10 protein-coding genes and 1 pseudogene are annotated in these 12,744 nt (G+C 60.9%); 7 read left to right on the forward strand and 4 right to left on the reverse strand.

Annotation, left to right across the window (positions count from 1 at the left end; all coding sequences use genetic code 11):
• The first annotated feature begins 49 nt into the window (after positions 1-49).
• Both ACYVB7_RS00535 and ACYVB7_RS00540 read left to right on the forward strand, forming a co-directional pair.
• A complete protein-coding gene (locus ACYVB7_RS00535; RefSeq protein ID WP_460504575.1) occupies positions 50-3,514 on the forward strand; it encodes a DEAD/DEAH box helicase in 3,465 nt (1,154 codons plus the stop codon).
• Positions 3,515-3,553: 39 nt separating this feature from the next.
• Positions 3,554-4,156: a hypothetical protein gene (locus ACYVB7_RS00540; RefSeq protein WP_460504576.1), complete on the forward strand. Its 603-nt coding sequence runs from the start codon at positions 3,554-3,556 to the stop codon at positions 4,154-4,156.
• A 63-nt stretch (positions 4,157-4,219) separates the two neighbouring features.
• Here ACYVB7_RS00540 and ACYVB7_RS00545 read toward each other — a convergent pair whose 3' ends face one another.
• Together ACYVB7_RS00545 and ACYVB7_RS00550 are read right to left on the reverse strand one after the other, a co-directional pair.
• Positions 4,220-4,636 (reverse strand): divergent PAP2 family protein, encoded by a 417-nt coding sequence (locus tag ACYVB7_RS00545; RefSeq protein WP_460504577.1) that lies wholly within the window; start codon positions 4,634-4,636, stop codon positions 4,220-4,222.
• Between the two features lie 2 nt (positions 4,637-4,638).
• A complete protein-coding gene (locus tag ACYVB7_RS00550) occupies positions 4,639-5,523 on the reverse strand; it encodes a decaprenyl-phosphate phosphoribosyltransferase (RefSeq protein ID WP_460504578.1) in 885 nt (294 codons plus the stop codon).
• Positions 5,524-5,563: 40 nt separating this feature from the next.
• Between ACYVB7_RS00550 and ACYVB7_RS00555 the strand changes: the two genes are divergently transcribed.
• The 5 genes and pseudogenes from ACYVB7_RS00555 to ACYVB7_RS00575 form a co-directional block, all read left to right on the forward strand.
• The gene (locus ACYVB7_RS00555; protein ID WP_460504579.1) at positions 5,564-5,965 is read left to right on the forward strand and encodes a GtrA family protein; all 402 of its coding nucleotides are present in this window, start codon (positions 5,564-5,566) and stop codon (positions 5,963-5,965) included.
• Positions 5,962-7,263 carry an FAD-binding oxidoreductase gene (locus tag ACYVB7_RS00560; RefSeq protein WP_460504581.1) on the forward strand — a complete coding sequence of 434 codons (1,302 nt, stop codon included), beginning with the start codon at positions 5,962-5,964 and terminating at the stop codon, positions 7,261-7,263. Before ACYVB7_RS00555 ends, ACYVB7_RS00560 begins: the two co-directional genes overlap by 4 nt.
• Positions 7,264-8,016, forward strand: a complete 753-nt coding sequence (locus ACYVB7_RS00565) for an SDR family NAD(P)-dependent oxidoreductase (RefSeq protein WP_460504582.1) — start codon at positions 7,264-7,266, stop codon at positions 8,014-8,016.
• A gap of 1 nt (position 8,017) precedes the next feature.
• Positions 8,018-9,157, forward strand: a complete 1,140-nt coding sequence (locus tag ACYVB7_RS00570) for a hypothetical protein (protein WP_460504583.1) — start codon at positions 8,018-8,020, stop codon at positions 9,155-9,157.
• A 362-nt stretch (positions 9,158-9,519) separates the two neighbouring features.
• Positions 9,520-9,675 (forward strand): annotated as a pseudogene (locus ACYVB7_RS00575) (IS5/IS1182 family transposase); the annotation flags it as partial.
• Positions 9,676-9,777: 102 nt separating this feature from the next.
• On the opposite strand, the gene ACYVB7_RS00580 reads toward ACYVB7_RS00575, so the two are convergent.
• Both ACYVB7_RS00580 and ACYVB7_RS00585 read right to left on the reverse strand, forming a co-directional pair.
• Positions 9,778-11,319, reverse strand: a complete 1,542-nt coding sequence (locus ACYVB7_RS00580; RefSeq protein WP_460504584.1) for a hypothetical protein — start codon at positions 11,317-11,319, stop codon at positions 9,778-9,780.
• 2 nt (positions 11,320-11,321) lie between these two features.
• Positions 11,322-12,626 (reverse strand): prohibitin family protein, encoded by a 1,305-nt coding sequence (locus ACYVB7_RS00585; RefSeq protein WP_460504585.1) that lies wholly within the window; start codon positions 12,624-12,626, stop codon positions 11,322-11,324.
• Positions 12,627-12,744 lie beyond the last annotated feature (118 nt).

Below are 12,744 nucleotides of genomic sequence, written 5' to 3' on the forward strand. Positions count from 1 at the left end.
GTGCGCACAATGTCGGCTCTTCCATTTCACGCGCTGCCGTACAACCGTCATGTGGTTTTCCGTTCCGTCTTTGGTGTCCTTGTCCGATGCGGGCACCTACGCCCGGGGTTTGCAGGTGTTTCTTGCGCAAATGGTGTTGGCGCTGGACGTGGAGCACCTGGATGGCGACCGTTGGGCGTTGAACGGCCTGGTGAAAGGGACCGAGCGCCAGCCCTACCGCACCGAGGTGGAGCTGTCCCTCATGCCCGATGGCGTCACCGTGGACCGTTGGCGCAGCCACTGCTCCTGCCCTGTGGGTTTGCAGTGCAAACATGCGGTGGCTTTGCTCATCAAGGCGGCGTACCAGGGGCAGGGGACGGGGAGCGCTTCGGCCCCCGTGGCCTTGTCGCCGCAGGAACGCAAGCAGCAGCAGGCCGAGAAAGCCCAGAAAGAAGCCTTGGCGGCGCAGCAACGGCTGCGGCAGGCCCAGGTTCACCAGGCGGAGCGTTGGTTGCAGGCCGGGCTGGTGGGAGGGGCGGGGCCTTTGGGTGCCAAGGTTCTGGTGCCTGACCCAAGGCAGACCGAATCGCCGATGTATTTGCTGTACCAGTCCAAAAGCCACGAACGCTGGGCTCCGTTGCGGGTGTGTTTGGGCGTGTCCAGTCCCAAGGTGAAAGGCGGCTGGTCCAAACCCCGGGCGGTGTCGGTCCACCATTTCAGGGACGTGCACATGCGCTACAACGGCAAGGCGCAACAGTTGGAGGCGGTGGACCATGAGCTGCTGGATTTGCTGGGGGCCTTGCCCACGGGGATGGATGCATACGGCTACCGCTCGGAAACCGACAAACTGCTGAACGGCGTGGCCGCCTGGCTGGTGCTCACCCGCGCAGCGTCCACCGGGCGTTTGTTCTGGCGGGAGGACGGCGGGGGTTTGGGGCCTGCCTTGTCCCTGGGGCCTGAAGTGCCATTGCAATGGCAGTGGACCCAGCAGACCAGCCCCGCCATGGACGAGCCGCTGTGGCAACTGCAACCCCTGCTGCCCGACGCGCACACCGTGCTGTGCACCAACCAGCCGCAGCTGCTGTATGTCAACCTGAGCGCGGGCAGGGTGGGCCAGGTGGTGGCCGACGCCACCGCCCTGCCGCTGTTGCAAGCGCCCCCCTTGCCGCAATCCGTCATGCTGCGCCACCAGGGCGCGTTGGTGCGGCGCCTGGGGGCCGTGGCCCCCATGCCGCCGGTGCTGTCCGACTTCAAGCGGGTGGGCGGCACGCCGCTGTGGCGTTTGCATGTGTCTCGCGTGCCGGATGCGCAGCCCCATCCCGACGCGCCCGCGCCCGGTTGGATGACGGCCCAGCTGGACTTTGACTACCAAGGCCACCAAGGCTGGTGGCCCGCCGATGCCCCGCCTCAGGTGATGCTGAACCACGAAGGCGAACGCGTGTTGCTGGTGCGCGATGTGACCAGCGAAACCCACGCCGTGACCCAGTTGCGACAGTTGGGCCTGCTGGAGTGGGACGAAGGCGTTTTTGCCCTCGCACCCGAGGTGTCGCAAACCCAGTGGCTGATGTGGGCGGACACGCAGTTTCAGCCGCTGAAGGACGCGGGCTTTCAACTCACCCTGGACGCCGAGCTGAACCACTGGGTGCGCCACGCGGGCGACATGGTGGTGGACTTCACCCCGCAAGGTGGGGATGACGACGAAGCCGCCGCCGTGTCCGACTGGTTCGACCTGTCGCTGGGGCTGGAGGTGGATGGGCAACGCATCAACGTGCTGCCGTGGTTGCCCCAACTCATTCAAAGCCTGCGCAGCGGGACCGCCCAGGACCCGAACGCGACCGACCTGCTGCCCCCCCACATCTACCTGCCTGCACCCGACGGCCAGGGCTTTGTGCGCGTGGCCACGGCACCGCTGCAACCCTGGTTGCTCGCCTTGTTGGAGTTGTTTGACGACCTCCGCGCCGACTTCCAAGCCGACAGCCTGCGCCTGTCGCGTTTTGACGCCTTGCGCACCAGCGTGGCCCTGGGCGAGGGCGCAACCTGGGACGGTGCGCAGCACCTGCGGCAACTGGCGCAGCAGCTGCAAGGGCGGGCCGAGTTGCCCGCCACCCCCAAACCCACCGGGCTGGTGGCCGACATGCGGCCCTACCAGCAGCACGGGCTGGACTGGTTGCAGTTCTTGCGGGCCCACGGTCTGGCCGGCATCCTGGCCGACGACATGGGGCTGGGCAAGACCCTGCAAACCCTGGCCCACATCCAGGCTGAAAAAGAGGCCGGTCGGCTGGACCGCCCCGCGCTGGTGGTGGCCCCGGTCAGCCTCATGGGCAACTGGCAGCGCGAAGCCGCCCGCTTCTGCCCGGAGCTGCGCACCCTGGTGCTGCACGGCTCCGATCGGCACGACCGGGCCGACGACATGGCCCATGCCCACCTGGTGATTGCCCCGTATTCCCTGCTGCACCGCGACCGCGAGCGCTGGCTCCACCAGCCCTGGCACCTGGTGGTGCTGGACGAGGCGCAGAACATCAAGAACGCCCACACCCAGGCCGCCCAGGTGGTGACGGAGCTCAACACCCGCCACCGGTTGTGCCTGTCGGGCACCCCCATCGAAAACCACCTGGGCGAGGTGTGGAGCCTGTTCCACTTCCTCATGCCCGGCTTCCTGGGCAGCCAGGCCAAGTTTCAGCAGCGCTTTCGCACCCCCATCGAAAAACATGGCGACAGCGAACGGCTGGCCCAGCTGCGGGCACGGCTCACGCCCTTCATCCTGCGGCGCACCAAACAGCTGGTGGCGCACGAGCTGCCGCCCAAGGTGGAGTCGGTCATGACGGTGGAGTTGGACGGCAAGCAGGCCGACCTGTACGAAACCATCCGCCTGAGCATGGAGAAGGCCGTGCGCGACGCCATTGCCGACAAGGGGCTGGCCAAGTCGCAAATCGTGTTTCTGGATGCACTGCTCAAGCTGCGCCAGGTGTGCTGCGACCCGCGCCTGGTCAAGACCCCAGCGGCGGCCAAGGTCAAGACCTCGGCCAAACTGGAACAACTGATGGAGATGCTGCCCGAGATGCTGGCCGAAGGCCGCCGGGTGCTGCTGTTTTCGCAGTTCACCAGCATGCTCAGCCTGATCGAGGACGAGCTGAAGAAGGCCAAGATCGAGTGGGTCAAGCTCACCGGCCAGACGCAGAAGCGTGACGAGGTGATCGAGCGCTTCACCAGCGGGCAGGTGCCCGTGTTCCTCATCAGCCTGAAAGCCGGTGGCGTGGGGCTGAACCTGCCGCAGGCCGACACGGTGATCCACTTCGACCCCTGGTGGAACCCCGCCGCCGAAAACCAAGCCACCGACCGCGCCCACCGCATCGGCCAGACGCAAAGCGTGTGGGTCATCAAGCTGGTGGCCCAGGGCACCATCGAAGAGCGCATCCTGGCGCTGCAAGCCCGCAAAGCCGAACTGGCCAACGAGATCTACAGCGGCGCCACCGGGCGCAAGCAACCGCTGTTCACCGAGGACGATGTGCGGGAGTTGTTGAAGCCGCTGAGTTGAGGTGATGTATTTTTTTAACCGCCCGCTGTCACACGAGCCATGTTCATTGCCATTCCCCTTGCCAACAAACCCACCTGGCGTTCACCCCCCTGGATGACCGTGCTGCTGATCGTGGTCAACATGCTGATCTACTGGGGCTGGCAAGCCCCGGAGGAGCGGCGGGTCGAAATCAACGCGGCGCACTACGAACGCAGTGGCTTGGCCCCCATCGAAATCCCCCTGTACCTGGACCACTTGCAGCACCAGGCCCACACGCCCGAGCAAAAGCGCCAGATCGACCTGATGCGCCAAGCCTGGAAGCAAGGCCATGTGGCCCCGTTGTACGAGCACATGTGGGCACAACAGGCGTTTCGGCAAGCGCTGCTGGCGGGCGAGGTGATCAGGAAAGACGATCCCCGCCACGCCGACTGGCAGGGCCGACGCGCCTTGTTCACCCCTCTGGAGCCGCAGCCCTTCAGCTGGCGCTGGGCCATGAACTTCGGCCGTCCCGCTGCGATTCCGGAGGTGGAGGTCAAAACCGGGGCGGCTGAGGAAGATGGAGTCGGGAGAGAGCTCAAGAGTAGGGCGTGTAGATTTCAAAAGCATAGTGGTCCCACGGGTCACGCCAAGAGCGGCGCGGGACGGCTCATCCAAGCCCTGTAACGGGTTTCGTGGGATGCCCTTGGAGTGCGCACGGGCCGCTTGACACTTTCACTAACGAGAGGATCAGGCCAACATCACGTTCACTGCGACGGCAACCGCCATGCCCACTGCGATGCCGGCGGCAATTTCCAAGCGCGTGTGGCCCATGCGTTCGCGCAGGGCCTGATGGTCAGGTGCCACGACCGCCAATTTGTTAATGGCTACGGCATGTTTGCCCACCTGCCGGCGCAGACTATTGGCATCCAGCATCACGATAAACGCGAGGGAGATGGCCACACCGAAAGCCGGGTGTCCAATGCCCTCCTTGAGGCCAATGAGCGTAGCCATGCTACTGACGATCGCGCTGTGGTTGCTGGGCAACCCGCCATAGCCGATGAGGCCGAACGCGAGTTGCTTGAGCTTTATGCTGTTGAGAATGAATTTTGAGAGTCCGGCGACGAGCCAAGCCAGAAATGGGGTCACGGCGTAAGTGAAATCCATAATCACCCCTGAACCGGCCAAAGTGCCCAGCCGCAGGCAGCAACCCACAGCACTACGGTAAGTAACAGCTGCCAATCAGCCAGCAGTGCATCTGTGGGCGACTCGCCCCCCTCAAGGGCTTCCACCACGAACCAGTAGCGGAACAGGCCGAACAGGACCAATGGGACCGTGATGACCAACTCGGGCTTCGAGGACATCACGAACATACTGTAGAAAAGCAACGCCCCGGTTGCCGACATCGCAGCGTACCGATCCACCAGCGAAACCGAGTACTTCTCTAGTACCTTGCGGCCCTCGGTGCCACTTTGGCTGATCTCTTGGCGGCGTTTGATAGCGGCCAGATACAGAGCCAAGCATAGGGTCGTAATAAACATCCATGAGGACACGGGCACGTCCAAGGCCATAGCGCCTGCGTAGACTCGCAGAACAAAACCAATGGCAATGGTGAAGATGTCGACCACGGGCTGGTGCTTGAGCAGGAGGGTGTAGGCTAGGTTAAGCACCAGATAGGCCGCGATCACCATCACCACCTCTGGGGCAACGAACCAGCCCCACACCAGCACGGCGTAGAGGGCTGCGAGCAAGATCAGGGCAGCTGGTACCGAGACGATCCCGGCCGCCAGGGGGCGAGTATCGGACTTCGTGGGGTGACGACGGTCGCGCTCAACGTCGTGCATGTCGTTAATGATGTAGGTCGCAGACGAGCCGATGCAGAACAGCAGCACGGCCAAAATGGCATGACTGACGGCACCAGCATCTAAAAACGCCCCAGAAAACACCAGCGGCGCCAGAACAAAGCCGTTCTTAACCCACTGCTTTGGCCGCATCAGCTTGAGTAAGCCCAATATGTGCGTATGAGGTGAGCCGCCTGCTACGTTATCATTCATTATTTTCAAATCTCAGTGATATTATTAAATGTGTGCTTCGATGAAACTAGCGATTAACTATGCCATTTTGGCACTAATCGCAACTGCTGCAAATATTGGCGCTCAAGATCTTGTAATCCGTAGCTACAGTGGCGCTTTTGACCTGCTTGCCTCGGTCGTAGTGGGGACAGGCGTCGGTCTTGTGGTTAAGTACACCCTCGACAAGCGTTACATTTTCCGCTTCCGGGCACGCAGCGTCGCCCACGACACACAGACCTTCGCCATTTATACGGTGATGGGCCTCGCCACGACAATGATCTTCTGGGGTTTCGAATTCGGTTTTCATCACATCTTCGAGACTAAGGAAATGCGCTACTTGGGGGGCGCTATTGGTCTTGGTATTGGATACCTAACCAAGTACCACCTCGACAAGCGTTACGTCTTCAGTACGGCGGCCGTATGAAGACAATCACTTCCTGGGGGCGCCTGAGCGCCGATCCTCATCATGTTGTCGGTCTGAAAGGCCCTTTCAGGGATAAGGCTCTGGTTTGTCATGGGGCCACCTCGGGAGTGGCCCATGGCATGGGGCGCAGCTATGGTGACGTCTGCCTGAATCCGGAAGGTACGCTCTGGATCACGACCGGGCTCGACCATTTCATCGCTTTCGACGACAGCACCGGCTGCTTGGTGTGTGAGGCTGGTGTGCTGCTAAGGGACATCCAGCGACTTGTAATTCCGCACGGTTGGATTTTGCCAGTGACGCCTGGTACCCAGCTAGTGACCGTTGGGGGGGCGATTGCCAACGATGTGCATGGTAAAAACCATCACGTACTGGGCTCTTTCGGCGATCACGTTCAGAACCTCACTCTCGTTCGGACCGATAACAAGGTCATCCAGTGTGGACCACATGAGAGATCTGATTGGTTCGCCGCCACCGTGGGAGGATTGGGCCTAACGGGTGTCATCACGCAAGCTGAGATCCAGTTGCGCCGTGTGTCCGGCCCGTGGTTGGACACAGAGACCCTGCCTTACGCCAACCTAGACGAGTTCTTCGCTCTCGCAGATGGTTCTGAGGCCAACTGGGAACACGCGGTGTCATGGGTTGACTGCATTACAGGAGGCCGCGGGCGCGGCTTGTTCATGCGGGGCAACCCCACCCATGTCGTAAATCGCCCGGCACCTCTGGGGCGCAAGCTGACCATGCCGATGGTGCCACCGGTCTCCTTGGTAAACCGGCTGTCGCTCCGACCGCTCAACATGGCTTACTACCACTTCAAGAAGTGGCAAGCCGGGCGCACCATCACGCACTACGAGCCGTTTTTCTACCCGTTAGACAATCTGCTCGAGTGGAATCGAATGTACGGCCCCAAGGGATTTTTCCAATACCAGAGCGTGGTTCCACGCGAAATCGGGCAAGACGCAGTTCAGGCCATGCTCAAAGAAATTGCCAGAGCGGGAGATGGTTCATTCCTCGCTGTACTGAAGACGTTTGGCAACCGCCAACCGGTGGGAATGCTGAGCTTCCCACAGCCAGGGGTGACACTTGCACTGGACTTTCCGAATCAAGGGGGTCGCACGCACAAGCTTTTCGAACGCCTCGATGCCATCGTTCTTGAGGCCAAGGGCCGCATTTATTTGGCAAAGGATGCGCGAATGCCCAGGAAACTCTTTGAAGCAGGCTATCCACGCCTAGCTGAATTCATGAAGTACCGGGACCCGGGCATCAGTTCTGGTCTTTCACGCCGTTTGATGGGAAGTTGAATGAACGACAAGAAAAGAATTGTCATCATTGGAGGCACCTCGGCCATTGCCGAGCACTGTGCAAGGATCTGGCTGGGAAAGCAGCCGGTCGACCTAACTCTAGTGGGCCGCGATATCCAGCGAGTTGAGCGGGCTGCAACAGACCTCAAGGTGCGTGGCCCGCAATCCGAGATTCGAGTTGTTCAGGCTGAGTTTCTGGCCCCTGAAGCCATAAACGCCACAGTTCGGGATATTGTCAGATCGGGACGCATAGATATCGTTTTGATTGCACAGGGATCACTGCTCGATCAGACCGAGTGCCAGAACAAACTTCAGCCTTGCCTTGATGCACTGGAGATCAATGGGATTTCCCCTGTGCTCTATGCCGAGGCCTTTGCCATAGAGATGGAAAAAGCCAACCACGGCACCATCGCATTGATCAGCTCTGTCGCTGGCGATCGGGGACGCAAGTCCAACTATGTCTACGGCGCTGCCAAAGGACTTGTTACGCGCTACGCCCAAGGGTTGCAGCACCGTTTTGCGGGTAGCGCGGTCAAGGTGGTGCTGATCAAGCCGGGACCGACTGATACCCCGATGACGGCTCACCTCAAGGTTAGGGGTGCCAAGTTAGAACCCGTTGAAAACGTGGCGAAGCAGATTGTTGAGGGTGTGGAATCCGGCATGCTGGTCATTTATACCCCAAGGAAATGGCGGCTGATTATGATGATAGTCAGACATTTGCCTGGATTTATTTTTAATAAACTAGATTTATAATATGCAAGAATTATCTCTTGCAAAATCGGACATTCGATTGATAGTCGCAAAGTATGCGCCATATGGAATATGGCCATTCTTTGCATATTTTATTTTTCACTACACGGCAGTAATTAAAAATGGAGGAGATGGCTGGACAACAGGTGATTGGCTTATAAATTACAGTGCGGGGCCAATACGAAGAGGTGTAACGGGTGAGTTTATTTTGTTTCTTTCATCCGATTTGATTTCTTTGCTCTGGCTTGCGTATGCGATACAGGTTGCCATATATTTTGCAATTTTCCTGATTGTACTTGCGCTCTACAAGGCCCAAGATCGAACCCTGTTCTGGCTGTTAATTCTATTTTCCCCGGCATTTTTGCTATTCCCATTTTATGACATTCAGGGCGGATTTAGAAAGGAGATAATGATCTTTGCGGCATTTTCGTTGTTTTGTCTTTTTTATTCAAAAAATAATGTCACCAATTTAAATATTATCATTATCATTATTGCTTATGCAATTTCGGCATTTTCTCATGAGCTGAATTCTCTCACTTGGCCTTTTTTTGTTTACACGTTGTATCTCAGTTCAAAAAAATGTCTTATTACACCGAGGGCTGCAATTATCTTTGGTGTAACGTTAATTGCAATCAGTGCGGCAGCGCTTCTATTTGCATCTCTATACAAAGGAGATGCAGCATCGGCAGACAAAATTTGCTTGTCTTTGACTGATAAAAATCTTCACAAATCGATCTGCGATGGCGCAATAAGCTGGTTAAAGGAAGATGTCAAAAAAGCCACTGACATAGTAAAAGATTCAATTTCAATAAAATCACTTTGGGCGCCAGCTCTTCTTTTTCTTGCCATAGCGCCATTGTTTTTTACAACATGGATCAGAAAAGAATCTATATTATTGATGATTGTCGGTGTAGTCACTATCTCCCCCTTATTTTTCGTGGCGATTGACTATGGCCGATGGATATATATATTGGTTTTTTTGATTTTTTGCCTCGTTCTTTCAGAAGACGTACGTTTAAGGTTTTCACATAACAAAGCTTTCTTTGTTATGGGGTTCATGTACTTGGCAACGTGGTCTATTCCACATTGTTGTATGGGCAGAGATGTCGGCGCCGGCTTGATTGGCTACCTCCTGAGCCTGTAGCGATAAGGCGAAAGGAGAAGCCAGCCCCAAAATAGGTTGGCTTTTTCAGTCGTTGCGTTGGATGAGGAAATCGACGGCCGAGTGATTGTCCTTGGCCACCGCATGCAGGGTAACCAAGAGCTTCCGGCAGCCTTGATGAAGGCCGGGTTCTTGTAATTCTTTCCAGCATCACTGGAATGTGCAAACTTGATGCCCAGAGTTCTGAGCTCACCTGACTCGCTGGCAGACATTTTTACTGATGTGACATAGTCACCCCTGAAGAATCCCGTGAACCCGCATGAGTGCTGGTTTTGCGGGTGATTCTGTGGTGGCAGAACTCCCAGTTTGATTTCCAATAGGCACGGCTTTCTGGGAGTTCTGCCGTGCTGTTTGCCTGCCCCGCCACCGACGATTTCTTTCGCTCGCGCATCGACCACATGATCGACTTGCGCCATCCGCTGGCCGTGCTGGCCTCGCGCATGCCCTGGCAGGAGATCGAAGCACGGGTGGCCCAAGTGTTCAGCCGCAAAGGCCGCTCCAGGGCCCACCGCACCTGGCAGGGCTTGGGGTGGTTTGGTATGTTTTTGATAGCTGTTAATGCTTTCAAATAAAGCGGTAGAGGCCATTTTTCCTTGTAAATCTCAGCGCAAGCTCACCGTGCGCGCCTTCCAGGCCGGGGCTTGCCAGCGGTAGAACAGGCTCAGGTTGCCGGGTTTGTCGGCCTGGGCTTGCACGGCCAGGGTGTCCAGGCGGCGCACTTCGTAGCGTTGGGGGTAGGGGCCTTCGGTGCTGGCTTCGCGGGCGGTGAGCAGTTGCGGGCTGCCGGGCACCCAGCCGGCCCAGTCGATGTAGCCCAGGCCGGGGCCTTCGGCGGCGGGGGGCACCACGTCGGCGTGCCAGCCGTCGGCGTCTTGGCGAATCAGCCACAGCTCACGCCAGGTGTCGGTGGGCTGCACGGCCAGGGCCAGCGCCTGGCCTTGGGGGTGCCACTGGGCGGAGGCGGGCCACACCTGCCCGTAGGTGCAGCGGCTGAACACCGGGGTGGCGTGGCCCTTGGCCGCAGGGGCGGCCCCCGCCGTGGTTGTGGCAGCGGTTGCAGCCACGGGCAGCAGGCGGATGCAGGTTTCGCCCGGCTCGCCAGGTTCCAGCACCAGCTTGACCCGGGCGGTGGTGGGCGTGCTGCCCGTGCCTTCTGCGGCCAGGGCGACCTTGGCGGTCGCGGCGGGTTGCTGTGGGTTGGGGATGGGCAGCCCGGCTTCGCTGGCCCAGCGGGATGCCCCCACGCGCATGGCGGCCAGGTTGTAGCTGGTGGCGTCGGTGTCGGCCAGTTCGGCCTTGTTGATGGCGGCCAGTTCGTCCACGGCGCGTTGGGCGGCCACGCGCACGGCGTCGGGGGCGGCGGCTTGGCGGGCGCGCTGCCAGGCCAGGCTGGCCCACACGCCGGCCTTGCGCATGTGCAGGCGATTGACCAGCACCGGGGGCAGGGTGTGGGTGCGGGCGCGGTCCAGCACGTCGGCACGCCATTGGTCCAGGGCATAGCGCTCGGTGGGCGACAGGCTGCTGGACACACATTCGTGCCGGGTGAGCGCCAGGGCGGCACGGGCCTTTTGCACGTCGCTGGCGGGCAGGGCCAGCACGCGGCGGTGGGCGTCGCCGTCGTAACACAGGCGGGTGCTGTCGTCGCGGGTGGCCACGGTGAGCATGGTGATGCCGTAGCTGGCGGCCACGTCCAGGTGGGCGGTGGCGGCCTGGGCTTCGTTGCCGGGCTTGGCGTCGTTGGCGCGTTGGGCCAGGCGTTCGGCCATGGTGCCCAGGGCGTCGAACACGTCGCCGTCGATGGCGTCGGCAGGTGCGGCTTGCAGGTAGGCCGCTGCGTGGGCCAGACCCAGGGTTTCGGCCCCGGGGGTGTCGCGCAGAAAACGCACCACGGCCATGAGTTCGGGGGCGTGGGCGGGGGCCAGGTCAGGCTGGCGCACTTGGGCTGCGCGAACGTAGCCGGCGCGTTCGTGGCGGTGGTCGTACACCTGTAGAAAGTCGCCTTTGGTGCCGCGGATTTCCAGGTTGTCGCCTTGCCACAGCAGGGCGTGCTGGGCGGCGGTGTCGCGGGGGGCGGCGCGCAGGGCGACGCGGTCCTGGGTGACGATGGCGAGTGCGGCCAAGGCGGTGACGGTGAGGGCGGCCATGCTCATTGCTCCTCGGTGTCGGTGCCTTGGCCGCTGGTGGCGGTGGCCGTACCGGCCTTGCCACTGCCCAGCAGGGCGGCGCCGATGAAGCCGCCATTGGCCGGGGGCGGCGCGATGATGACGGAGATCTTGTCCGACAGCTTGTCGGCCATGGCCTTCTGGATGAGCAGCGGGTTTTTCTGGATCAGCGCGCCGTCGCGGGCCAGTTGCTCGCTGCTGATCTTGCCCAGTTTTTCCTGGCGGTAGCCTTCGGCATCGGCCAGTTTGCGGCGGCTTTCGGCTTCGCCGGTGGCTTCGATCTGGCGGGCCTGGGACGAGGCTTCGGCGGCCTTGATGCGGGCGATCTTGTCGGCCTCGGCCTCCAGCTGGCGCTGTTCGATCTGCTTTTGCTTGAAGGGCAGAACGTGTTTCATGGCTTCGGCCTGGGCCTTGGCGGCAATCACCTGCTCTGCACCCGCGGCTTCGGCGGCGGTTTCGCGGCGCACCTTCTCGGCCTGGGCTTCCAGCTCGCTTTGCTTGACTTCCTTGTCCTTGCGTTCCAGGGTGAAGCGCATCTGCTCGGTGGCCAGTTCTTCGGCCAGCAGCTTTTCCATGCCGGTCTTGAAGTGGGTGGGCAGGTCCACCTTGCCGATCATCACGGCTTGCAGGCGGATGCCGTCGGCGGCCAGCAGGGGTTTGAGTTCGCTCTCGATCTGCTGCTGGATGTCGGGGCGTTTGGCCGAAAAGATCTCGCGCACCGAGTAGCGGGCCAGCGTGCGGTACAGCACGGCCTGGGTGGCGGGTTCGATCACCTGACCGCCCACGTCGTCGGGCAGGTTGCGGGCAATGCTGTCGATGCGGCTGGGGTCCAGGGCGTAGCGCACGGCAATGTCCACGCCAATGGCCAGGCCCTCCACGGTCTGGAAGGGGGCGCTGCCGTTGGCGTTGCCCGCGCCTTCGGGGCGGTAGATCTGTTCGCGCAGCGAGTAGCGGCGCAGCCGGTGCACGCCGGGGATGACCAGCACCGCGCCGTCGCGCACCTCGGTCAGGCTGCCGGTGATCTGGTTGTGGCGCACGCCCACTTCGCCGCTGTCCACGGTTTCGAACGGGGGGTGGGTGTACAGGCCGTAACCCGCGCCGCCCAGCAGCGCCAGGGTGACGAGGGTGCCGCGGTGTCGCCACACGCCGCCCACGGCGGCCCCGCCGTGGCGGGTGCCCAGGTCCACCGTGGTGTGGGCGGTGTGGCGGGCGGCGCTGGCGGTGCGCCCGCCCAGTTGGCGCAGGGCGGACAGGATGCGTTGGGTCAGGGTTTGAAGTTTGGGGTTCATGGTGCGTTCCTCCGGTGTGGTTTGGGGTGACGTCATGGTCTGCCCAAGGGGCCGGAAGGGTCCATGCCGGGGCGGGGTGTCTTTGCTCCGGCGGCGTGAAGAAACACTCACACCCGCC

The sequence above is a fragment of the Hydrogenophaga soli genome, assembly GCF_054777695.1.